This is a genomic window from Stenotrophomonas sp. TEPEL (genome assembly GCF_004348785.1).
Lineage (GTDB): Bacteria > Pseudomonadota > Gammaproteobacteria > Xanthomonadales > Xanthomonadaceae > Stenotrophomonas > Stenotrophomonas indicatrix.
Genome location: NZ_QQXJ01000001.1, coordinates 1353630 through 1377324, shown reverse-complemented (window position 1 = coordinate 1377324; position 23695 = coordinate 1353630). Strand labels below are relative to the sequence as shown.

The window sequence follows — 23695 nt, the reverse complement described above, 5'->3', positions numbered from 1 at the left end:
CGATCCGCCATGGCGGATCGTGGGAGCGCCAGCGCGAATGCGATGGCGCGTACCCGGCCAGCGGCCGGCACTACCGTAATCCGGCTGCGCCGGATTACTTGACGCGCGAGGAGTACTCGCCCGAACGGGTGTCGACCCTGATGATTTCATCCTGGTTGACGAACAGCGGCACGCGTACCACGGCGCCCGTTTCCAGGGTGGCCGGCTTGCCGCCGCCGCCCGAGGTGTCACCGCGGACGCCCGGATCGGTCTCGGTGATCTTCAGTTCAACGAAATTCGGCGGCTGCACGAAAATCGGCGCACCATTGAACAGGGTCACGATGCAGGACTCCTCGCCCTTCAGCCACTTCTCGGCGCCGCCCATGCCGGCCTTGTCGGCCTGCACCTGCTCGAAGGTCACCGGGTCCATGAAATGCCAGTACTCGCCGTCGCTGTACATGTAGTCCATGTTGGTATCGACCACATCGGCCACTTCCACGTCGTCGGTCGCCTTCATGGTCATTTCGACCGTGCGGCCCGACTTGATGAAGCGATAGCGCACGCGGGTGAAGGCCTGGCCCTTGCCCGGCTTGATGAACTCGGTCTCGGAGATGACGGCCGGTTCATTGTTGACCAGGATCTTCATCCCGTTCTTGACATCGTTCATGCCCGCAGTGGCCATGCTCAAGCTCCTCAAATGGCGAAACCGCCGCGCGTGCGGCGAGCCGGATAGAATGGAAAGCCCACCGGAACCCCGGCGGGCAACTGTTTATGTGTCCATGATAACCGCAGGCCCCCTCTCCATGCAGCTTTCCGCCTTCCCCCGGACCCAGTCGCCAAGCGCGCCCGCGCGCTGGCAGCAGCTGTGGCGGCAGGCCGTGCGCGACCCGCAGACGCTGCTGGCCCGGCTGGATCTGGATGCCGCGGCGCTGGGCGTATCGGAGACGGCCATCGCCCAGTTTGCGCTGCGCGTGCCGGAGGGTTTTGTGGCCCGCATGCGCCGTGGCGACGCCCACGATCCGCTGCTGCGGCAGGTGTTGCCGATCGACGCCGAGATGCGCCCGGCGCCCGGGTTCAGCTTTGACGCGGTGGGCGACGGCGCGGCCAAGAAGGCCACCGGGGTCATCCAGAAATACCGTGGCCGCGCCCTGCTGGTGGCTACCGGCAGCTGTGCGATCAACTGCCGCTACTGCTTCCGCCGGCATTTCGACTATGGCGCCGAAAACGCCGCCAAGGGCGGCTGGCAGGAGGCCGTGGAGGCCATCGCCGCAGACCCGGACATCGATGAGGTGATCCTGTCCGGCGGCGACCCGCTGTCGCTGGCTACGCACAAGCTGGCCGAGCTGACCGATGCGCTGCGCCAGATCCCGCACATCCGCCGGTTGCGCATCCACACGCGCCTGCCGATCGTGCTGCCCGAGCGCGTGGACGAGGAACTGCTGGCCTGGCTGGGCAGCCTGCCGTGGCCACTGGCGATCGTGGTCCACGCCAACCACGCCAATGAATTCGACGCCAGCGTCGATACCGCGATGGCCCGCCTGCGTGGTATCGGCGCCCAGCTGCTGAACCAGGCGGTGCTGCTGCGCGGGGTCAACGACAGCGTGCAGGCCCTGCAGGACCTGAGCGAACGCAGCTTCGCCGCCGGCGTGCTGCCCTATTACCTGCACCAGTTGGATCGCGTCGAGGGCGTGGCCCACTTCGAAGTGGACGACATCCAGGCCAAGGCCCTGATTGCCGGCCTCACTGCCCGGCTGTCCGGCTACCTGGTCCCCAAGCTGGTCCGCGAACTGCCCGGCGACCCGAGCAAGCGCCCGCTGTAGCGCCTCACGCGCCCGATTCGATCATCCGCACCACTTCGGTGGCGGTGACCGGGTGGCTCAGCCGGTAGCCTTGACCCAGGTCGCAGCCACGCTGGGCCAGCAGCTCGAACTGGGCCTCCTGCTCGATGCCCTCGGCCACCACCGTGATGCCCAGCGCGTGGGCCATGGCGATGATCGCCGTGGTCAGGGCCAGGTCGTCCGGGTCGCGCTGCATGTCGGCGACGAAGCTTTTGTCGATCTTGACGCCGTCCACCGGCACCTGCCGCAGGTGGCTGAGACCGGAGAAACCGGTACCGAAGTCGTCCAGCCACACCTTCACCCCGGCCCGGTGCAGGCGGTCCAGCAGCTGCGCGGCCAGCATCTCGTCGCCGATCACCGCCGTCTCGGTCAGCTCCAGGTGCAGGCGCGAGGCCGGCAGGCCCGACTCCTGCAGGCACTGCGCAACCAACGCCGGCAGCTCCCCGCCGCGCAACTGCCGTGGCGACACATTGACCGAAACGAACAACTCGTCACCGGCCACGCCTCGCGGCCACTGCACCGCTTCCATGCAGGCGGCACGCAGCACCTTGGGGCCGATGACCTCGATCAGGCCACTCTGCTCGGCCACCTCGATGAACACTGATGGCGGAATCGTGCCCAGCGTCGGGTGCTGCCAGCGCAGCAGCACTTCCACACCAACCATGCGGCGGTCACGCATGCGGAAGATCGGCTGGTAGGCCAGCCGCAGCTCGCCGCGCTCCCAGGCACCGCGCAGCTCCTGCTCCATGTGCACGCGGCGCTCGACCGCGTGATCCATGGCCCGGCTGTAGTAGCGATAGCAGTTCTTGCCGGCCATCTTTGCCTGGTACATCGCGATGTCGCCGTTCTTCAGCAGCGCCGTCGCATCCGCGGCATCGTCCGGGAACAGGGTCACGCCGATCGAGGTGCCCAGGAACAGTTCCCTGCCCTGCACCACCAGCGGCTTGCCCAGCTCGCGCACCAGCACTTCGGCCAGCAACCGCGCATTGGCCGCAACATCGCCATCCCCGACGAGGATCACGAACTCGTCGCCGCCGAACCGCGCCAGCACGGCGTCGTCGCCGCCGGCCTCGGTCACTGCGCGGCCGATGCGCTGGGCGAACTGCAGCAGCGCCTCGTCGCCGGCCTCGTGGCCCAGCGTGTCATTGACCCGCTTGAAATCATCGATATCGGCAAACAGCAGACCCAACCGGTGATTGGACGCACGTGCGGCCATCAATCGATGGTCCAGCGCCTCGCGGAACGCCAGGCGGTTGGTGAGCCCGGTCAAGGCGTCGGTGTAGGCCATGCGCCGCACTTCACGGTCGTGGCGGGCGATCGCATCACGCATGCGGGCAAAGCCGCGCACCAGTTCCCCGACCTCGTCGTCGCGGGTGTTTTCACGCAGCGGCGCCTGGTAGTCGCCCGCTTCGATGCGCCGGGCGGCTGCAGCCAGCTCACGGATCGGCGCCACCAGCGTGCGCTGTACGTACAGGATCACCACCACGCCGATCACCACCAGCAGGCCCAGCATCAGCAGCAGCCAGCCCAGATGCCGGCTTCCCATCTGCTGCAGCCGCTCACCGAGGGTCGCGTTGGCGGCCTGCTCACGCTGCAGCACTTCATCCAGCGCCATGCCGACGCGGACACCACCGATGCGCTGATTGCCCATCGTGATCGGCATTGCGTTGTCGAGCACCGTGGGCGACTGCTGCACCACCAGTGATTGTGCGGCAACCGCCCCGGCCGCCAACGGATCGGTCATCGGCCGCCCGGATCCGGGCACTCCGGCCGAGCCGTCGTGGACCAGCCGCCCGCGGTCGTCGAACACCAGTACGTAGCGCACCACCGGCTGCCGCGAAATGCTGCGCACCAGCGCCCCGACCTGGTCCAGATCGTTGTTGTGGAGCGGAGCGGCAAGCGCATCGGACAGCTCGCGCACCATGGCCTCGCCACGGCTGCGCACGCTGCGGTCGAACAGTTCGTGGATGACGCCGTTGCTGAGCGACCTCACCTCGCCCTGCATCGCAGCCTGCCGCCCCAGCAGCACGGCCAGGATCGCCACCACCACCAGCATCGCCCCGCCCATCGCAAGCAGGAACCGGGCCTGCATCCCCGAGCCGAGCAACTTCATTCCACTTCCATCCGCACGCGCGTCGACCCTTGTTTCAAATCATCCCGCCACGGCTGCGCATGCGCATCGACGCGGCGGAAACCGGCAGCCCCCAACACCTTCTGCAACGCACGCTGCACCCGCCGAAGACAGGCGACACGCGACAACCCGGCGGACGCCCGGCCTGACACCCCCGGCGCCGGTCCGGCACCCTGCCAGTAAACACTGCCAAGCGCATGATCGTGCGTCATCGCGCGTTGCCCCTCATCGCTGCCCAACGCCCCTTCTGCGAACCGGACGCAGCATGCGCAGTCCCGGCCATCAGGGCCAAGGCCAGGCGCAGCAGTTCCCCCCTGCATTGCCCTACACAGACCCGACACAAGCATCATCCCCCCGGGGTATCCGGACAGACTACCCGAAAAAATGAGAACGTCGTCAGCTGTCCTTGCCGTTCTTCTGCGCCAGCCGCGCCATGCGCTGGGTATCGGCCAGGATGCCGCGCAGCAGGCGCACTTCCTGCTCGCTTGGCTCGCTGCGCAGGAACAGGCGGCGCAGCTTGCGCATCGCCGACTCGGGCGCGCGCCCCTTGTGGAAATCGATCTCGTCCAGAGTCTCGCCAAGTTGGGCGAAGAAGCTCTCCATCTGATCGTGGCTGGCAACCTGCTCGCGGTTGTCCGGCTCGGTCGCGGCCACCGGCTGTGCGCCCAGCAGCTGCATGCGCACTTCATAGGCCAGCACCTGCACCGCGGCGGCCAGGTTGAGCGAGCTGAACTCCGGGTCGGACGGAATGTGCACGGCGGCATGGCACAGCTGCAGTTCCTCATTGGTCAGGCCGGTACGCTCGCGACCGAACACCAGCGCCACCTCGGCACCCTCGCTGGCCTTGGAGACGGCGCGGGCGGCGGCATCTGCCGGCAGGAACTCCTCCAGCTGGACCCGGCGCGCACGCGCTGTGCACCCCAGCACGAACCGGCAGTCGGCCACGGCTTCGGCCAGGGTGGCCACCACCGGCGCGTCGCCGAGCACGTCCTCGGCGCCGGCCGAGCGACGGAAGGCCTCTTCATCAAGCGGCTTCTCCGGCGCCACCAGGACCAGGCGGGCCAGGCCCATGGTCTTCAGGGCACGGGCGGCGGCCCCCATGTTGCCGGGGTGTTGGGTACCGACCAGGACGAATCGGAGGCGGGTGGCAGCGGGAAACTGGGACATGAACAGGGAAAGGGTCGAGCTGGACGAAGACCAATGGTAAACTGTGCGGCCGGCCACTGCGCCGGACCCGCTCTTTTCCCCCGCCAGCCCTTCTCTTCTGCCCTTCCGGGAGCCCATGCCATGCAGAAACCCGCCGTCACCGTCATGGTCAAGGCCGCCCGCCTCGCCGGCAACGTCCTCTTGCGCAACATCAACAAGCTCGAGGCACTGAATGTAGTCCAGAAGGGCCGCATGGACTACGCCAGCGAAGTCGACGCGGACGCGGAAAAGGTGATCGTCAAGGAACTCAAGCGTGCCTACCCCGAGTACGGCATCTTCGGTGAAGAAGGTGGCGTGCAGAGCGAGCGTCGCCACATGTGGGTCATCGACCCGCTGGACGGCACCAGCAACTACCTGCGCGGCGTGCCGCACTACTGCGTGTCGATCGCCCTGGTCGAGAACGGCGAGCCGACCGACGCGGTGATCTTCGACCCGCTGCGCAATGAACTGTTCACCGCCAGCCGTGGTGCCGGCGCCGTGCTCAACGACCGCCGCATCCGCGTGGCCGACCGCAAGGATCTGGAAGGCACCATGATCCACACCGGTTTTGCCCCGCGCGAGCGTGCCCGCGCCAGTGCGCAGCTGAAGTCGCTGGACGCCCTGCTGGTGCACGCCGAGGACATCCGCCGCTCGGGTTCGGCCGCGCTGGACCTGGCCTACGTGGCCTGTGGCCGCGCCGACGCCTACTTCGAAGCCGGCGTGAAGGCCTGGGACATCGCTGCCGGCGTGCTGCTGGTGCGCGAAGCCGGTGGCAAGGTCTGCGACTTCAAGGGCGCCACCCCGGCCCGCATGGACAACCGTGGCCCGGACACCCAGCAGATCGTGGCCGGCAACCTGAAGGTGGCCGAGTCGCTGCAGAAGGTGCTGGTCAACACCGGTTACGCTGCCGAGTTCGACGCGAAGTTCTGAGTTCGCGCGTAAAGCGGTTCATGGAGACGGCACTGCGAAGGTGCCGTTTTCGTTTGTGCGGTGATCGTGCTTGTCACTTTCTTTGCTCGTGCAAAGAAAGTAACCAAAGAAACACGCCGCCATCCGCGAGCCGGTGCTGCGCACCGGTGCCCTGCGCTTCTCAGGGAATCAGGGGACGGCGCCGAACTCGCTGCGCTCAGACATCGGCGCCTCTGCGCCCCTGATTCCCCTGCGATGCTCGGCTCGCTGCAAGGCGGACCCAAGATCAAAAGCCACAGCTGCACCCAGTAGATCCACGCCATGCGTGGATGCTCTTGCCGTTGATCTTGATCTTCCAGTCCGCCTTATCTCGTGCAAAGAAAGTAACCAAAGAAACACGCCGCCATCCGCGAGCCGGTGCTTCGCACCGGTGCCCTGCGCTTCTCGGCGAACCAGGGGACGGCGCCGAACTCGCTGCGCTCAGACATCGGCGCCTCTGCGCCCCTGATTCCCCTGCGATGCTCGGCTCGCTACAAGGCGGACCCAAGATCAAACGCCACAGCTGCACCCAGTAGATCCACGCCATGCGTGGATGCTCTTGCCGTTGATCTTGATCTTCCAGTCCGCCTTATAGCGAGCCGAGCACCGCAGGTCCGGCGAGGGCGAAGAGGTGCGGGTGTCTGAGCGTAGCGAGTTCCCGCGCCGTCCCTCGACGGACCGAGGAGCGCAGGGAACCGACGTGCGAAGCACGACGGCTCGCGGCCGGCGGAGCGTTTCTTTGGTTACTTTCTTTGCGCGCAAAGAAAGTGACACCTCTCCGCAGGCGCGGAAAAGAGCCCGCCGGGCATGGCCCGGCGCCAGCAATGCCTCCCCGCAAACAAAAACGCCCGGCGCGAGGCCAGGCGTTCCTGCATCTCCATCGGAAGCCGGAGCTTACGCCGCAGTCGACGCCCGCAGCGCGGCAATGCGCTCTTCCAGCGGCGGGTGGCTCATGAACAGCTTCTTCGCCGTCGAACCGGCAATACCGAACGCGGCGATCTGCGTCGGCAAGGTGCTCTGGCCGTGGTTGAGCTGCAGCCGCTCCAGCGCCGAGATCATCTTCTGACGGCCGGCCAGCGATGCACCGCCGGCGTCGGCACGGAATTCGCGGTGGCGCGAGAACCACATCGAGATCATCGTGGCGAACAGGCCGAACACCATCTCCAGCACGAACACGATGATGTAGTAGGCAAAGCCGCGGCCGCCGCCTTCGCGATTGCCCGACAGCGCACTGTCGATGACGCCGCCGACCACGCGGGCCAGCACGATCACGAAGGTGTTCAGCACGCCCTGCAGCAGTGCCATGGTGATCATGTCACCGTTGGCGACGTGGGCGATCTCGTGGCCGAGCACGGCTTCGGCTTCATCCTCGCTCATGTTGTGCAGCAGGCCGGTGGACACCGCCACCAGCGCGTTGTTGCGGTTGGCACCGGTGGCGAACGCGTTGATCTCCGGACCGTCATACACCGCCACTTCCGGCATGCCGATACCGGCAGCCTTGGCCTGGCGCTCGACGGTGGCCAGCAGCCAGCGCTCGGTCTGGTTGCGCGGCTCGGTGATCACCACCGCACCGGTGGAGCGCTTGGCCATCCACTTGGACAGCAACAGCGAGATGAGCGAACCACCAAAACCGAAGATGGCAGCCATGACCAGCAGGCCGCTCATCGAACGGGAGTCCACGCCCAGGATTGACATCACGATGCCCGCGAGGATCAGCACCGCGAGGTTGGTCGCTAGAAAGAGGGCAATACGGGTGAACATGGGAAATTCCGGCTCGGAAGGGGTCGATATTCGTCAATTTGCGGTGCAGTCAGCTTGAATTCAAGCGCCAACCTGACCGACGATTCAGCCTGCATGACCTCCTCCCTTCCCTGCGGCCGCTTCGCGCCCTCGCCCACCGGCCTGCTGCATCCCGGATCCCTGCTCGCTGCCTTCGGCAGCTGGCTGCTTGCGCGCCACCATGGCGGCCTGTGGCGGTTGCGCATCGAGGACGTCGACCCACCCCGCACGGTGGCCGGCGCCGCACAGGCGCAACTGCAGGCCCTGGCCGCGTTCGGCCTGGTCCATGACGGGCCGGTGATCTGGCAGAGCGCGCGTGGCGACGCTTACCAAGCGGCGCTGGACCGCCTGTTGGCCGATGGCCACGCGTTCGTCTGCCACTGCAGCCGCAGCGACCTGGCCGCCGACGGCGGCATCCACCATCGCTGCCTCGCGCGGCAGGCACGACCAGACCCGGCCGTCCGCTTCCGCGTGCCGCCCGGCAGCATCGTGCGCTTCGACGATGGCCTGCGCGGCCCGCAACAGCAGGACGTGCATGCCGACGTCGGTGACTTCGTACTGCGCCGTGCCGACGGCTGCTGGGCCTACCAGTTGGCGGTCGTCGTCGACGATGCCGCGCAGGGCGTGAACGAAGTCGTGCGCGGCGCCGACCTGCTCGATTCCACCGCCCGCCAGATCCTGCTGCAGCAGGCGCTGGACCTGCCGACGCCGCGCTACTGGCACCTGCCGCTGCTGCTGGATGCACCGGGCCACAAACTGTCCAAGTCACTGGCCGCGCTGCCGGTCGATGCCAGCGAGCCGGTACCGGTGCTGCGCCGGTTGTGGGAACTGCTGGGCCAGCCGACCAGCGCTCTGGACGGCATCGGCGACCGCGACGCGCTGTTGGCCGCCGCGCAGCGCAGCTTCAACCCCGGCCTGCTGCCGCGCGCGGACATTCTGCTGCCGGCCGGCGCACATTCCGCGCCGATGTTGCAGAATCCCCCTTCCCCCACCTGACATCCGGACAGCTTTCCATGACATCTCGCGTCGCACTGGTCACCGGCGGAACCGGCGGCATCGGTACCGCCATCTGCCAACGCCTGGCCGACCAGGGCCACCGGGTCGCCACCAACTACCGCGATGAAACCAAGGCCCGCGCCTGGCAGCAGGCGATGACCGAACGCGGCTACCACGTGGCGATCTTCCCCGGCGATGTCTCCGACTCTGCCAGCGCCGAAGGCCTGATCCGCGCGGTCGAGGCCGAACTGGGCCCGGTCGAGATCCTGGTCAACAACGCGGGCATCACCCGCGACACCACCTTCCACCGCATGCGCGCGGAGCAGTGGCACGATGTGATCAACACCAACCTCAATTCGGTGTTCAACGTCACCCGCCCGGTCATCGAGGGCATGCGTCGACGCGGCTGGGGCCGGGTCATCCAGATCAGCTCGATCAATGGCCTGAAGGGCCAGTACGGGCAGGCCAACTACGCCGCCGCCAAGGCCGGCATGCATGGCTTCACCATCTCGCTGGCGCGCGAGAACGCTGGCTTCGGCATCACCGTGAACACGATCTCGCCCGGTTACGTGGCCACCGACATGGTGATGGCGGTGCCCGAGGAAGTGCGCGCCAAGATCATCGCCGACATCCCGACCGGGCGCCTGGGCAAGCCGGAAGAAATCGCCTACGGCGTGTCCTTCCTGGTGGCCGAAGAGGCCTCGTGGATCACCGGCAGCAACCTGGACATCAACGGCGGCCATCACATGGGCTGGTAAAAGGCGCCAGGGCCTGAAAGCCCGTGCTGCACCCTGCCGTTGGTCATGCTGCGCAGCACGCAAAGCCTTGCTGCGCAACATTCCGGCGACGGAAAGCCAAGCCTGGCGGGGGCTGGGGCGGTTGCAACCGCTGCTGCACTGCGCCATGCTGCGCGTCTACTGTGACGAGTACCGCTTCATGGCTGCGACCCGCATCATCAAGAAGTATCCGAACCGCCGTCTGTACGACACCGAGATCTCCAGCTACATCACCATCGAGGACGTGCGCCAGCTGATCCTCGACGGCGAAGACTTCGAAGTCCGCGACGCCAAGAGCGGCGACGACCTGACCCGATCGGTCCTGCTGCAGATCATCGCCGACCAGGAGCAGGACGGCGAACCGATGCTCTCCACCCAGCTGCTGAGCCAGCTGATCCGCTTCTACGGCGACTCCCTGCAGGGCTTCATGGGCAACTACCTGGAGCGCAGCATGCAGGTCTTCCTCGACCAGCAGCAGCAGTTCCGCCAGCAGATGGGCAACCTGCTGGGGCAGACGCCGTGGGCGATGATGAACCAGCTGACCGAGCGCAACCTGGAACTGTGGCAGGAATTCCAGCGCAACATGGGCAGCGGTTTCGGTGGCCCGCGCCCGGGTGGCACCGGAACGGGCACCGGCGCCGGTACGGCCGGCAAGCCGCATGATCCGACCGGCAGCACCGGCACCGGCGGCAAGACCCGCCGCTGAGGCCCCCGCCCCGGCAGATACGAAAACGGCGCGCCNNCGGCGCGCCGTTCTGTTTTGAACGCCTCCACGCGTGGCGTGGTTCTACTTCCTGCAGCCCTTGCAGACCCGCTCGACCTTGTACCCCTTGGCCCGCAGCTTCTCGACGACGCCGTCGTTGCCCAGCAGGTGCAGGCCGCCCACCACCACCAGCGTGCCGCCCTGCCCGGCCTGCAGGTACGGCAGCAGTTTGGGCACCCACGCATCGTTGCGGTCGGTATTGATGCGCTGGTACAGCTGCGGATACTTCTGGCGCATCTCCACGCCCATCCGGTTCCACAGCAGGCGATCGTCGCCGCGGCGCCAGGCCTCATGCAGCATCTGCGCCTGGGCGTCACCCTTGCCCGCTTCGTCCAGCGCCTCGGACAGCATCTGCCGCTGCTCCTGCACACTCATGCCATCGAGCAGGTTGATCTGGCTGGACATGTCTTCCAGGCCTGCGGTCTTCTTGCCGGCCTTCTGCGCCCGTTGCATGAAGTGCCGGTCCAGCCCCAGCTCGGGGTCCAAGCCCAGTTTCTGCATCTGCCCGACGGTGATGGTCAGGCCGACGAACCACGCTTTCATGCCCTGCAACTGCGCCAACGGCAATTTGTTCTGCGTCGCATAGGCCTGCAGCTTCTGCCACGTCGGTGCATCCAGGTCACGCTTGAGTTCGCTGCCATCCTTGCGGGTAGCCACCTGCACCATCTGGCTGGCCATCTGCGGCGACTGCAGTTCCTCAGGGCTCACTTCGAACAGCACACGCTGCGAGGCTTCGAATGCCTGCTCGACCTCGGTCGACAGTGGATAGTCCTGCGGCTTCAACAGGTGGAAGGAACCCAGCAGGTACAGGCGTGCATCTCCCTGCCCGGTGACCTTCCACAGCAGCGGCACCGGCGGCTTGCCGGCCGTGGCTTCGGCCGGCGCATCGCGCGCGACGGCCAACGGACCGACGGCGCAGGCAGCGAGAAAAACGACACTGCGCAGCAACAGTTTCATCAACATGTTCAACCCTCTCCTTCAGGCAGGTGATACGTCTTCTCACCCGCTTCCACGCGCAGGTCCAGGCGGTTTTCCGGCGGCGCCAACGGACAGGTCGCATAGGCGGTGAACGCGCACGGTGGGTTGTGGGCGTGGTTGAAGTCGATCGTCACGTGGCCGTCGGCCGTGGGCGCATCGGTATCCAGATAGCGGCCGGCAGGGTAGCTGCCGTGGCCACTGGTACGGTCGGCAAAGATCAGGAACAGCGGCTGCCCCGGTTCGCCGATCGCTTCCAGCCGCCAGCTGCGGCCGTCGCGATCGAATTCCACGGCACCGGCGTTGGGCATCTCGGTGGTCAGGCCGGTGATGTCCACGATCGGCAGGGTCTTGCCTGGCGGATGCGCGATGAAGCGGGCCTGCACCTGCCATTGCGGGCCACCGGGCCAGTACTGCAGGCCGGCGAAATCGCGGCGCGCGGGTGCATCGGCATGCTTGACCCGCAGTGCATCACGCGGGCCGCGACGGATCAGGCTGAGCTGGCCCTTGCCGCCATCGAAGGCCAGCAGGGTCGGCTGCGGATCCTTGTCGGTATCCATGCGCACACGCCCGCGCACGGGCTGTCCATCAAGGGTGACATCCGTGCCGGACTCCGGCGTGAACCACCACTGGTCGCCGTCACGGCGCAGCAGGCCCAGCTTGGCCGGCCCCACCGCCAGGCGGATGCCGCTGGTGTCGCCGCTGCCGACGAAGTGCGATCGGTTCTGCAACCAGTGCAGGCCGACCAGCGCGGTCCAGCCATCGGGCCGGGTCAGGTCCTGGTAGCGCAGCACCCGCCATTGCTGTTGCTGTGCGGCGAAGGCCGGATCCTCAACGGCAGCCGGTGCCGGCGTGGGTGCCGGGCTGCAGGCCACCAACAACAGGGCCGCCAGCAGGCTGCCCATTCGGCAAAATCGCATCGGTGCTCCCCTCAACGTCCGCGCAGGAACCAGCGGTCGATCTCCGCCAGCGAAAAACGGGCCCAGGTCGGTCGGCCGTGGTTGCACTGGCCGGACCGCTCGGTGATTTCCATGTCGCGCAGCAGCGCGTTCATTTCCGGCACGGTCAGGCGCCGGTTCGCACGCACCGCGCCATGGCAGGCCATGGTCGACAGCAGCTCATCGCGCGCAGTGGCGATGCGACGGCTCTGGCCGTGCTCGCGCAGGTCGGTCAGCACATCGCGCAGCAGGCCTTCGGGTTCGGCATGGGCCAGCAGCGCCGGGATGCTGCGCACGTGCAGCGCGCCCGGTCCGGCACGGGTGATCTCGAACCCGAGCGCGGCCAGCGTATCGGCCTCCGCCTCGGCGGTATCGGCCTCGCGCTCGCCCACCGCCAGGGTGATCGGCACCAGCAACGGCTGAGACTGCAGGCCGATGCCATCGTGCGCATTCTTCAACCGCTCGTAGCCGATGCGTTCGTGCGCCGCATGCATGTCGACCACGATCAGGCCTTCGGCGTTCTCGGCCAGGATGTAGATGCCATGCAGCTGGGCAATGGCGTAGCCCAGCGGAGGCACGCCGGCGTCGGCACTGGTGACCGGCAATCCGTTCTCCATCGGCATCGGCGGCAGTGCCGCACCACGCTCGGCACCCGCTGGCGACGCATACAACGCAGCATAGGCTGCGGGTGCGTCGGCCACCTGCAGGCCCAGCGGCTGCTGCGGGCGCCAGCCAGAGGAGCCGCCACCACCGCCGCCCTGCCCGGCACCGGGCGCCGGGCCGCGCACGTAGCCGAAGCTGGACGCCGTCGCGCCCGGCATCGCCGCCGCAGGGTCGCCTTCGGCCGGATGCACCGCGCCGGCACCGATCTCCTGCGCGGTCATGCCGGCACGGGTGTCGGCCAATGCATCCTTCAGGGTGCGGTAGACGAAGTCATGCACCAGCCGCGAATCGCGGAAGCGCACCTCATGCTTGGCCGGATGCACGTTCACATCAACGCGCGTCGGGTCCAGTTCCAGGAACAGCACATAGGCCGGCTGGCGGCCGTGGTACAGCACGTCGCCGTAGGCCATCTTCACTGCATGGGCGACACTGCGGTCACGCACCGAACGGCCGTTGACGTACAGGTACTGCTGGTCGGTGCTGGCGCGCGAATAGTGCGGCTGCGCGATCCAGCCATGCAGGCGCAGGCCGGCACTGCTGTGGTCCACGCGCACGGCCTGGTTGGCGAAGTCCTCGCCCAGGGTCTCGGCCAGGCGCACGTCCGAATACAGGTCGCCCGGCTTGTAGCGACGCGAGGCCTTGCCGTTGTGCGAGACGCGCAGCTCGACATCGGGACGGGCCAGCGCCAGCGAACGCAGCCACTCTTCGATATGCCCCAGTTCGGTGCGCTCGGCGCGCAGGAACTTGCGCCGCGCCGGCACGTTGTAGAACAGCTCGCGCACTTCCACCGTGGTGCCGGGCGCATGCGCGCGCGGGGTCACCTCGCCGATCTTGCCGCCTTCGATCTGCAGTGCCGAACCGTGCTCATCATGGGCACGGCGCGAGGCCAGGGTGAAACGACTGACCGAGGCGATCGACGGCAGCGCTTCGCCACGAAAACCCAGCGTGGCCACCGCTTCCAGCTCATCCAGGTTGGCGATCTTGCTGGTGGCGTGCCGCGAAACCGCCAGCGGCAACTGTTCTGCGGCAATGCCGCTGCCGTTGTCGCGGATGCGGATCAGGCGCACACCGCCTTCTTCCAGCTCGATATCGACGCGGCTGGCGCCGGCATCGATCGCGTTCTCCACCAGTTCCTTGACCACCGATGCGGGTCGTTCGACCACTTCACCGGCGGCAATCTGGTTGATCAGGATTTCCGGCAACGGCCGGATCGGACGCGGATCGGGCGCGTTCATGGGGCTGGCTGGGTTTCAGACTTCATGCCCTGATGATAACGGAGCTGCACATCCGCCGCCGGGCATGGCCCGGCGCTACCGTAACCCGCTGCGCGATCCAATCCGCCTGGCATGGCCCGGCGCTACCGTAAACCGCTGCGCGGGTTACTTGCTGCCGCCCGCCACGGTGCTTGCAGCGTCGATCTCGGCCTGCGCGCGCGCGGCGTACAAGGTGCCCGGCGGCGGCTGGCGGCTGAAGAAGGTGTGCACGCCATCCAGCACCGCACCGGCGACCTTGCGCTGGTAGGCAGGGTCGATCAGGCGGCGCTCTTCGTCGGGGTTGGAGATGAACGCGGTTTCCACCAGCATCGCCGGCATGTCCGAAGTGCGCAGCACGGCGAAGTTGGCGCGCTCGATGTTCGGCTTGTGGTTGTTGCCGATACGCTTCAGGCCGCCCAGCACGTGCCCGGCTGCGTCCTCGGAGGATTTCATGTAACCGCTCTGGGCCAGGTCCAGCAGGACGTTGGCCAGCGTGCCTTCGGTCTGCTGCAGGCGCACGCCACCGACCAGATCGGCCGCGTTTTCCTTGTCCGCCAGCCAGCGTGCACGCTGCGAAGACGCACCCTTGGTCGACAGCACATACACCGACGAACCGGTGGCCGAGCGGTTTTCGGCGGCGTCGGCATGGATCGAAATGAAGATGTCGGCCTTGTTCGCACGCGCCTTCTGCGCACGCATCGGCAGCGGGATGAACACATCGCTGTCGCGGGTGAGGAAGGCTTTCAGGCCAGGCGTGGCGTTGACCTGGCGGGCCAGCTCACGCGCCACCGCCAGGGTGACATCCTTCTCGCGCTTGCCGGTCGGGCCGATGGCGCCCGGATCCTGACCGCCATGGCCCGGGTCGATCGCCACCACCAGGTGACGCATGCCCGGCTGCATGCGGATGCGCGAGGCATCGCTGGGCATGGTCGGACGCGGCGACTCGGTCGGCGCGACAGGTGTCGGCACCGGTTTCGGCTGGGTGGCCACAACCGCAGTGGTGGCCTGACCAGCCAGGATCGCTGCCGGCGATGAGGTCGGCGTGCTGCTGGCGGTGGTGCCTGCTGCCGCCATCTGCACCGGGGTGGTGCTCGGCGCCGGCGTCGGCGCGGCGGGTGCCGCTGCGCTGGCACTGGCCTGCTGCTGGACCTGCGCGGTCAACAGCGCAGTGGCTCGCGCGGCATCACCACGGGACTGTGCGGTTTGTGCCGGGGTCGGGCCCGGGACCGCAGCCGGACTCACCGAAGATGCCGCTGGCGGTTGCGTCGGCGCAGGCGTCGGCGCGGGGCGACCGGCGGCCACGGCCGGGCCATCGCCCGGCCACTCGATCACCAGCTTGGATTCATTGCCTTCGCGCTGCATCTGCGGGCGGAAGGGGGCGACCGTCTCGGCCAGGTCGAATACGACACGGAAAGTGCCCGGCACCGGCTGACCGGTGCGCACCGCAGTCACCACGCCCTGCGGCGACGGCATCTTCAGGTTGCGCACCGCGCTGGAATCAGGGAAATCGACCACCAGCCGGTTCGGACCGGCCAGCGACAGGGTCTTGTAGCCACCACTGCCGACCAGCGCGATTTCCGCGCGGGTTCCGGTCGCACCGGTATTGAGCAGCACCTGGCGGACCTCACCGGCCCACGCACTGACGCTCGCCAGACCAAGTCCGACGGCGGCACAGATGGCAATGAGTCGATTCCCCGGGCGCATGACTCAGGATTCAATCACCGCACTGAACGGAATGCAACATCTTTTTCCTTAATAATCCGTAACCTGCCGGTGTTTGTTCTCGTCAGCCGACAGAAAGGGCCTGCAAGTCGCCACCTTCGGGAAGCCGCTGCAGCCATTCACGTCCCGCGTCGCTGATACCGGTGAGACGAACTCGACGCCCCTGACCTTCAATCTCCAGTGCGACCACCAGATCGGTTGGCGGCAGCGCACCGGCACCGCGCTCTGGCCATTCGACCAGCCACAGCACGGCACTGCCCTCGTCCAGCCCGAGGAAATCCAGCTCGCCGGCCTGGCCGATGCGATATAGGTCCATGTGCCAGGCCTCACCGCCACTGGACAACGGATAGCGCTCGACCAGGGTATAGGTGGGGCTGCGGATCGCCCCCTGCACGCCCAGCGCCCGCAGCAGCGCGCGCGCCGTGGTCGATTTGCCGGCGCCAAGATCACCGCGCAGCTCGACCAGCGCCTGCGGCGGACGGGTGGCTGCCAGCCATTGCCCCAGCAGTTCGGTGGCGTTGCTGTCAGCAAGGAAGAATTCGGTCATCGGGAACGTTCCGGGTTGGCCAGCCGCCGCAGGGGCGCCAGCAGATCAGTAGGAAGCAGGCCGCGTGCACCGTCGGAGGCAGCGACATCGCCGGCCAGGGCATGCAGCAGCGCACCGCCTGCCGCCGCATCGAACGCAGGCAGGCCCTGCGCGCGCAGGCTGGCGATGATGCCGGTCAACAGGTCGCCCATGCCACCCACCGCCATTCCCGGGTTGCCGGCCGCAATCAGTCGCGGTGCGTGGCCGGGCGCGGCGACGATGCTGCCCGCCCCTTTCAGCACGACCACTGCGTGATAGCGCTCGGCCAGCGCCTGCGCGCAGGCATAGCGATCGGCCTGGACTGCCGCCGTGGTGGTTTCCAGCAGGCGCGCGGCTTCGCCGGGGTGCGGGGTCAGGATCGCATCGGGCAGCGCATGTGCATCCTGCGCCAGCAGGTTCAACGCATCGGCGTCGATCACCAGCGGCAGGCCTGACTGCAGCACACGCGCATACAGCGCGCGCGCCCATTCGTCCTGGCCCAGGCCCGGGCCGATCGCTACCACCCTGGCTTTTGCCAGCAACGCCGGCAGCGCTGAGCCATCTTCCAGCGCGTGCGTCATCGCTTCAGGCAACCTCGCCAGCAGCGGGCCGACATGGTCGCGGCGGGTGCCGATGCTCAGCAGGCCCGCGCCGGCGCGCAGCGCAGATTCGGCGGCCATCGCGATGGCACCGCCGCTGCCATGATTGCCGCCCACGCACAGCACATGGCCGGATTCGCCCTTGTGGCTGTTGGCACGGCGCGGCGGCAGCAGATCGGGCAGCCGCGACTGCGTCCAGCACTCTGCAGCAGCGACGACACCCTGCCAGGCCGCATCGGCCAGCGTCAGTGGTGCCAGATGCCTGCGCCCGATGTATTCCAGTGCGTCTCCGGTGTACAGGCCGCGGTGGGCGACGATGAACTGCACTGTCAGGGCCGCGCGTACGGCTGCGCCCGGCACGCAGCCATGGTCGGCGTCGACACCGCTGGGTACGTCCAACGCCAGCACCGGCGCCTGCTGCGCGTTCAGCGCCTCGATCAAGGCCAGTGCCGCGCCCTCTGGTGCCCTGGAGAAGCCAAGGCCGAACAGGGCATCGACCCATATATCGGCCTGGGCCAGTTCGCCGTTGAAATCAGTGACGGTGCCGCCCGCGGACCTGAAATCCGCTGCGGCGCGCTGCGCCAACGCCGTGGAAGGTGGGCTGCCCGGCAGCGCGATCAGCTGCACCTGCCGCCCGGCCTGCAGCGCATGACAGGCCAGCACATAGCCATCGCCGCCATTGTTGCCGCTGCCAACCACCACGCCGATCCGCCGCGCCTGCGGCCAGTGCTGCAGCAGGCTCTGCCAGGCCGCCTGGCCCGCCTGGGCCATCAGGCCCCAGCCACCATCGCCCGCCAGCGCGGAGGCCCGGGCATCGAGTGTGCGTGCGGCACGGGAATCGAACAGATCGGCGAGGTTGGCCATGCGGGGATTTTATACTGGTGCACATGTCCCCCGTCCCTGCCCCCCTCGATCCGGCCTTGGCCGTACTGCGCATCCGCGATCTGGCGCGCGCGCATGGCTTCCAGCGCTGCGGTATCGCCGGCATCGAACTGAGCGAGGACGAGGCGCACCTGGCCGACTGGCTGGGCCAGGGCCTGTACGGCACGATGGACTGGATGGCACGCCACGGCACCCTGCGCGCGCGCCCGGCAGAGCTGCTTCCCGGCACCGTGCGGGTGATCTCGGTGGGCATGGACTACAGCCACAGGGACGACACCGAGGCGTGGGCGACCCTGGCCGATCCGGGACGCGCCTACGTCGCCCGCTACGCGCTCGGCCGCGATTACCACAAGCTGATGCGCAACCGCCTGCAGAAGCTGGCCACGCAGATCAACGATGAAGTGGCGCCGCTGGGCTACCGCGTCTTCGTCGATTCGGCGCCAGTGCTGGAACGCGCGCTGGCACGCAACGCGGGGCTGGGCTGGATCGGCAAGCACACCTGCCTGATCGACCGCCACGGCGGCTCGTGGTTCTTCATCGGCGAGATCTACATCGACCTGCCGCTGCCGATCGACACGCCGGCCAGCGCGCACTGCGGCACCTGCACGCGCTGCATCGACGTCTGCCCGACCCAGGCCATCACCGCCCCGCAGCGGCTGGATGCGCGCCGCTGCATCTCCTACCTGACCATCGAGCATGACGGTGCGATTCCAGTGGAGATGCGACCGCTGATCGGCAACCGCATCTATGGCTGCGACGACTGCCAGCTGGTCTGCCCCTGGAACAAGTTCGCCAAGCGCACCGACGAAGCTGACTTCCGCGCCCGCAACAACCTGGACACCGCACGCCTGGACCAGTTGTTCGGCTGGGACGAAGCTGAATTCCTGCGCCGTACCGAAGGCAGCCCGATCCGCCGCAGTGGCCATGAGCGCTGGCTGCGCAACATCGCCGTGGCACTGGGCAATGCGCCAACCACGGCTGAGACGCTGTCGGCGCTGCAGACGCGCGCCGAGGCTGCTTCGCCCGTGGTCCGCGAACACGTGCAATGGGCACTGGCCCAGCACGGCCAGCGCTGACGTGCGATCCTGAGCCCCCTGCTCCATCTGCCCCACGCCGTAACCATGCAGCCACGCAACAACGACGTCCTCACCCCCAGCCAGCTCAACACCCTGGCGCGCGACCTGCTGGAAGGCAGCTTCCCGGCGATCTGGGTGGAAGCCGAACTGGGCAGCGTGGCGCGGCCGGCGTCCGGCCATCTGTATTTCACCCTGAAGGACGCGCGAGCGCAGTTGCGCGCTGCGATGTTCAGGATGAAGGCGCAGTACCTGAAGTTCGTGCCGCGCGAGGGCATGCGCGTGCTGGTGCGCGGCAAGGTGACCCTGTACGACGCCCGTGGCGAGTACCAGATGGTGCTGGACCACATGGAGGAAGCCGGCGAAGGCGCGCTGCGTCGCGCGTTCGAGGAACTGAAGGCGCGGCTGGAGGCCGAGGGACTGTTCGACCCGGCCCGCAAGCGGCAGATGCCGGCCCACGTGCAGCGCCTGGCGGTGATCACCTCGCCCACCGGTGCCGCCGTGCGCGATGTGCTGAGCGTGCTCGGCCGCCGCTTCCCGTTGCTGGAAGTGGATCTGCTGCCGACGCTGGTACAGGGCGCAACCGCTGCCGCGCAGATCACCCGCCTGCTGCAGGCCGCCGATGCCAGCGGCCGCTACGACGTGATCCTGCTGACCCGTGGTGGTGGCTCGCTGGAAGACCTGTGGGCGTTCAACGATGAAGCGCTGGCCCGCGCAATCGCCGCCAGCGGCACGCCGGTGGTCTCGGCGGTGGGTCACGAAACCGACTTCAGTCTCAGCGATTTCGCTGCTGACCTGCGCGCGCCTACGCCATCGGTGGCCGCGGAACTGCTGGTACCCGATCAGCGCGACCTGGCCCTGCGCCTGCGCCGCAACGCGGCTCGCATGGTGCAGCTGCAACGCCACGCCATGCAGCAGGCCATGCAGCGCGCTGATCGCGCCCTGCTGCGCTTGAACGCACAGAGTCCGCAGGCACGACTGGATCTGCTGCGCCGTCGTCAGCTGGATCTCGGACGTCGCTTGCATGCGGCGCACAACCAGCAGCAGGAGCGTCGCGCAGCGCGTTTGCGCCACGCTGCCGCAGTGTTGCGGGGCCATCATCCGCAGCGGCAGATGGAGGCGCTGCGACGTCGCCTTGCCGCGTTGGGCGGGCGCCCACAAGCGGCGCTGCAGCGCCTGATGCAGCGTGATGCGCTGCGCCTGCGTGGCCTTGCACGTTCGCTGGAAGCGGTCAGTCCGCTGGCGACCGTCGCGCGTGGCTACAGCATCGTGACCCGTGCAGAGGATGGCGCGCTGGTGCGCCGGATCGAGCAGGTGCAACCAGGTGACGCACTGCAGGCCCGGGTCGGCGACGGCGTGATCGACGTGCAGGTGACTGCGGTCAAGTAAGGGGTGCGGCAGGGCTGCGCCCTGCACCCGCGGTAGTGCCGGCCGCTGGCCGGCAACCCCAGTAGCAACAGCAACAGCGAGCATACCGTGGGATGGCGGAGCGGTGTCGGATTGCGGGGACGCCGCAAGTACGTCCGTGTAGGCTTGGCCGCGGCGGCGTCCCCGCAATCCGACACCGCTCCGCCATCCCTCAGGAAACCCGCTTCTGCCGTTGCTTCTGCCGTTGCTTCGGCCGTTGCCATTGCTTCTGCGGGTGCAGGGCGCAGCCCTGCCGAAATACCCTTTACCTGGCCTGCTCGCAGAACTTCTGCCGATACTCCAGTGCCTTCGGCATCAACGCCTGCAGGTTCTGGATGCGGGTGCCCGGGTTGGGGTGGGTCGAGGCGAACTCCGGCGGCGACTGGCCACCCCCGGCCTGGCCCATGCGCTGCCACAGCGGCACCGCCTCGCGCGGGTCGAAGCACGCCGCGGCCGCCAGCATCAGGCCCACTTCATCGGCCTGCGTCTCGTGGCTGCGCGCGTACGGCAACAGGTACCCGTAGCCCATCGCCGACATCATCATCTGTTGCTGCTGCGCATCCATGCCACTGGCGGCGCCGGCCACCTGGCCGATCTGGGTCAGCTTCTGCTGGGCCATGCGCTGTGCACCATGGCGCAGCAATGCGTGGGCGATCTCATGGCCCATCACCACCGCCATCGCATCGCGGGTGCGCGCCACCGGGATCAGCCCTGTGTAGACCGCCATCTTGCCACCGGGCAGGCAGAAGGCATTGGCCTGCTCGGACGGAATCACGTTCACTTCCCACTCGAAGTCGCGTGCGAAGTGTGCCGGCTGCAACCCGTGTTCCTGCGCCAGCGCGGTTTCGACCACGTCCACCTTGGCGATCAGTCGCTCGGCAATCGCCCTTACATCCCGCGAGACCTGTTCATTCGGGCCCAAAGGGCGTTCCTGCGACAGGATCTGCTGGTAGGCCTGCAGGCCCAGCGCCTTCTCCTGGCTGGCGTCCAGGCTGCTGTCGATCAGCACCTTCTCGCCGGTATAAGGGTCGACCGCGCGGTTGGAGAACCAGTAGAACGCGGCATAGCCGGCGGCAAGCAGCAGCACCCACCAGCGGATGTTGCCGAACAGGCCACGCCGCTGCTGCGGCGAGCGGGAAAAAAGATCGTTGCGCATCGGCAGGTCTTCCGGCTGACCCCGCCGGCCGGCGGGTACGGCGCAATCTTAGTGCGGCGCTGCCTGCGGCGGGTGAAACCGGCGCCGAGCCAGTCGTGCCCGTCAGATCCCTCGCACCAGTCGGAAGCCGATGCGCGCGTTGGTGGTATCCGAATCCTGCGATTGGCGCCACGCCGCCCGGGTCTGCTCCGGGGCATTGGCCCAGTTGCCACCCCGGATCACCCGTGAACGGCAACCCGGGTTGAACCACGCCACACCATCAGCCGGCGCGCGCCGATAGCTGGCATGCCAGCAATCGGCCACCCACTCGCTCAAGTTGCCGCCCATGTCATGCAGCCCGAACGCGTTGGCCTGGAAGCTGGCGACCGGGGCCGGTCCCCACCAACCATCGCCGTAACCGACGAAGGCGTTGTGCCAATGCCTGCCGGAAGGCGAAACATCCTTGCTACCGGTGAAATTGCCACTGCCTTCCGGTGGCAGCCCGGCATCGCCCCACGGGTAGCGACCACTGCTGCCGGCACGCATCGCGTACTCGAACTCGGCCTCGCTGGGCAGGCGGTAGCTGCGGCCGGTCTGTTCGGACAGCCAGTTCGCGTAGTTCTCCGCATCACGCACGCTCACGTGCATCACCGGCGAATTGCCCAGTGCCCGCCCGCCGTCATAGTCGGACCGCCAGTCCACGCCGCTGCGACGTATGAAATTGCCGCTGCGCTCGTCATAGACCACCGAATGGCCACGCCGGGTTGCACGCGGGCGGGCATTGGTCGCCTTCACATAGCGCTCGAAATCACTCACGGTGATCTCGGTGATCGCCATCGCGAAACCGCGCTCGAAGCGTACATAGTGCGATGGTCGCTCTGCGTCGGTTGCGCCCGGCTCGGTATCACTGGCGCCCATCTGGAATCCGCCATGCGGTACCACGATCATCTGCGGTCCACGGCCGCCATCACGCAGCGCATCGCTGAACACCTGCCCCGGCCGGAAGCTGCCGTAATGGGTGGCCAGTTCGATGCGTTCGCGCAGCTGCGCCACCACCGCGTCGCCCGGCAAAGCGATGCGCAGCGCTTCGGCCAGCTTCTCGCGCGCGGGCTTCAGCCCCTGCGGGGTGGTCAGATCATGCAGGCCGCCATCGCGCAGCTGGACCAATGCCGCTGCACGGATCTGCTCGATGCGCTCGAACGCATCGGCGATCGTCGGTGACGAATCCCTTACCTTGCTTGCCTCTGCCAACCAGGCGCCGGCACTGGCGAAATCGCGGATGCGCGCGGCATCCTCGGCACGCCGGATCAGCCCACTTTCCGCAGCTGCCAAGCCCTGCCGCGCGCGGCGATTTGCCGGGTCCAGCGCAAGCGCCTCACGGAAGTTGCCAATCGCACCATCGCCGGCTTCCCCTATCCGATCGGCGCGCAGATCGTCTTCGCCCGCGCGGTTGTAGGCGACCACGCGCTGCGCAGTCTCGACCCGCCCCTGCAGCGCGCGCACCTTCTCATCCTTCGGCGCCAGGGTCAGCAGCACCAGCGCCTGGCGCCCGGCTTCGGCCAGCGCCTCACGCTGCTGCAATGGTCGCTGCAACAAGGCATCGGCCTGCTGCAGAAGGCGCTGCTTGGCACGTTGCAGGCCCAGGCGCGCCTGGCGATCGTCTGCGTCTTCCTCCTGCACTGCCAGCCACAGGGGCACTGCCGCATCGCCGTCTTCATACAGACGCCCCTGCGCGAACGCCTGCTCGGCAGCCCGGCGCAGCTGTGCCAGCGTACGTCCCTGGCGATCGACCCGCGGCGGCGTCCACTGCTGGACGTCCTCGGCCGCATCGGCGCCGGCAATGGTCACCGTGCCCTGCCCGGTCCCTGGCGCCGGCCCGGCCGCCTCTGGTGCGGGATCGGCCGGGTGGCCTGCGGGGCCACCGGAGGTCTGCGCCGGGGGCGACGGCGTGCAACCGGCCAGGCCCAAGGCCAAGGCGGTAAACAGCGCGGGCGACAGCAGAAAACGCAAGCAGGGCCTCCTTCGGCACGGATGCGGACCGACGTTAGGCTATTCTCCCCTGCCTGAGCAAACCCGAGTAGTAGGCCC

Annotated in this window: 19 protein-coding genes; 7 read left to right on the top strand and 12 right to left on the bottom strand. The window is 67.8% G+C overall.

All coding sequences use genetic code 11. The features are described from left to right. Positions 1 to 94: 94 nt before the first annotated feature. Complete coding sequence (gene efp, locus TEP_RS06090) at positions 95 to 661, bottom strand: elongation factor P (protein ID WP_132824632.1); 567 nt, start codon at positions 659 to 661, stop codon at positions 95 to 97. Between the two features lie 97 nt (positions 662 to 758). On the opposite strand from efp, the gene epmB reads away from it, so the two are divergent. Beyond that, positions 759 to 1799, top strand: coding sequence for an EF-P beta-lysylation protein EpmB (epmB, locus tag TEP_RS06085; protein WP_132824631.1), 1041 nt, complete (start codon positions 759 to 761; stop codon positions 1797 to 1799). 4 nt (positions 1800 to 1803) lie between these two features. On the opposite strand, the gene TEP_RS06080 is transcribed toward epmB, so the two are convergent. Both TEP_RS06080 and TEP_RS06075 read right to left on the bottom strand, forming a co-directional pair. After that, positions 1804 to 3930: a GGDEF domain-containing protein gene (locus TEP_RS06080; RefSeq protein WP_132824630.1), complete on the bottom strand. Its 2127-nt coding sequence runs from the start codon at positions 3928 to 3930 to the stop codon at positions 1804 to 1806. A 414-nt stretch (positions 3931 to 4344) separates the two neighbouring features. Then, positions 4345 to 5115 (bottom strand): RNA methyltransferase, encoded by a 771-nt coding sequence (locus tag TEP_RS06075; protein WP_132824629.1) that lies wholly within the window; start codon positions 5113 to 5115, stop codon positions 4345 to 4347. Positions 5116 to 5235: 120 nt separating this feature from the next. On the opposite strand from TEP_RS06075, the gene TEP_RS06070 reads away from it, so the two are divergent. Further along, entirely contained in the window at positions 5236 to 6063 is an 828-nt protein-coding gene (locus TEP_RS06070) for an inositol monophosphatase family protein (RefSeq protein WP_025876387.1), read from the top strand. A gap of 912 nt (positions 6064 to 6975) precedes the next feature. On the opposite strand, the gene htpX is transcribed toward TEP_RS06070, so the two are convergent. Beyond that, positions 6976 to 7842 (bottom strand): protease HtpX, encoded by an 867-nt coding sequence (htpX, locus tag TEP_RS06065; RefSeq protein WP_132824628.1) that lies wholly within the window; start codon positions 7840 to 7842, stop codon positions 6976 to 6978. Positions 7843 to 7935: 93 nt separating this feature from the next. Here htpX and gluQRS point away from each other — a divergent pair, with 93 nt between their 5' ends. The 3 genes from gluQRS (at position 7936) to phaR (ending at position 10338) form a co-directional block, all read left to right on the top strand. Then, the gene (gene gluQRS, locus TEP_RS06060; RefSeq protein ID WP_132824627.1) at positions 7936 to 8856 is read left to right on the top strand and encodes a tRNA glutamyl-Q(34) synthetase GluQRS; all 921 of its coding nucleotides are present in this window, start codon (positions 7936 to 7938) and stop codon (positions 8854 to 8856) included. A 17-nt stretch (positions 8857 to 8873) separates the two neighbouring features. Further along, positions 8874 to 9614 carry an acetoacetyl-CoA reductase gene (phbB, locus tag TEP_RS06055; protein ID WP_025876381.1) on the top strand — a complete coding sequence of 247 codons (741 nt, stop codon included), beginning with the start codon at positions 8874 to 8876 and terminating at the stop codon, positions 9612 to 9614. Positions 9615 to 9792: 178 nt separating this feature from the next. Then, positions 9793 to 10338: a polyhydroxyalkanoate synthesis repressor PhaR gene (gene phaR / locus TEP_RS06050; protein WP_132826460.1), complete on the top strand. Its 546-nt coding sequence runs from the start codon at positions 9793 to 9795 to the stop codon at positions 10336 to 10338. 81 nt (positions 10339 to 10419) lie between these two features. Here the strand turns inward: phaR and TEP_RS06045 are convergent, their stop codons facing one another. The 6 genes from TEP_RS06045 to TEP_RS06020 form a co-directional block, all read right to left on the bottom strand. Beyond that, the gene (locus tag TEP_RS06045; RefSeq protein WP_132824626.1) at positions 10420 to 11358 is read right to left on the bottom strand and encodes a TraB/GumN family protein; all 939 of its coding nucleotides are present in this window, start codon (positions 11356 to 11358) and stop codon (positions 10420 to 10422) included. A gap of 2 nt (positions 11359 to 11360) precedes the next feature. Beyond that, the gene (locus tag TEP_RS06040) at positions 11361 to 12290 is read right to left on the bottom strand and encodes a DUF1684 domain-containing protein (RefSeq protein ID WP_080148394.1); all 930 of its coding nucleotides are present in this window, start codon (positions 12288 to 12290) and stop codon (positions 11361 to 11363) included. An 11-nt stretch (positions 12291 to 12301) separates the two neighbouring features. Further along, entirely contained in the window at positions 12302 to 14206 is a 1905-nt protein-coding gene (mutL, locus tag TEP_RS06035; RefSeq protein WP_132824625.1) for a DNA mismatch repair endonuclease MutL, read from the bottom strand. 144 nt (positions 14207 to 14350) lie between these two features. Continuing rightward, complete coding sequence (locus tag TEP_RS06030; RefSeq protein ID WP_127564530.1) at positions 14351 to 15928, bottom strand: N-acetylmuramoyl-L-alanine amidase; 1578 nt, start codon at positions 15926 to 15928, stop codon at positions 14351 to 14353. An 82-nt stretch (positions 15929 to 16010) separates the two neighbouring features. Further along, positions 16011 to 16493, bottom strand: a complete 483-nt coding sequence (tsaE, locus tag TEP_RS06025; protein WP_132824624.1) for a tRNA (adenosine(37)-N6)-threonylcarbamoyltransferase complex ATPase subunit type 1 TsaE — start codon at positions 16491 to 16493, stop codon at positions 16011 to 16013. Beyond that, positions 16490 to 17974, bottom strand: coding sequence for an NAD(P)H-hydrate dehydratase (locus TEP_RS06020; RefSeq protein ID WP_132824623.1), 1485 nt, complete (start codon positions 17972 to 17974; stop codon positions 16490 to 16492). The genes tsaE and TEP_RS06020 overlap by 4 nt, the downstream gene beginning before the upstream one ends. A 23-nt stretch (positions 17975 to 17997) precedes the next feature. On the opposite strand from TEP_RS06020, the gene queG reads away from it, so the two are divergent. Beyond that, the gene (gene queG, locus TEP_RS06015; protein WP_132824622.1) at positions 17998 to 19068 is read left to right on the top strand and encodes a tRNA epoxyqueuosine(34) reductase QueG; all 1071 of its coding nucleotides are present in this window, start codon (positions 17998 to 18000) and stop codon (positions 19066 to 19068) included. Positions 19069 to 19113: 45 nt separating this feature from the next. Continuing rightward, on the top strand, positions 19114 to 20454 hold the full coding sequence (xseA, locus tag TEP_RS06010) for an exodeoxyribonuclease VII large subunit (protein ID WP_132824621.1): 1341 nt from the start codon (positions 19114 to 19116) through the stop codon (positions 20452 to 20454). A 283-nt stretch (positions 20455 to 20737) separates the two neighbouring features. On the opposite strand, the gene TEP_RS06005 is transcribed toward xseA, so the two are convergent. After that, on the bottom strand, positions 20738 to 21628 hold the full coding sequence (locus tag TEP_RS06005) for a M48 family metallopeptidase (RefSeq protein WP_132824620.1): 891 nt from the start codon (positions 21626 to 21628) through the stop codon (positions 20738 to 20740). Between the two features lie 102 nt (positions 21629 to 21730). Beyond that, on the bottom strand, positions 21731 to 23617 hold the full coding sequence (locus TEP_RS06000; RefSeq protein ID WP_132824619.1) for a formylglycine-generating enzyme family protein: 1887 nt from the start codon (positions 23615 to 23617) through the stop codon (positions 21731 to 21733). Between the last annotated feature and the right edge of the window lie 78 nt (positions 23618 to 23695).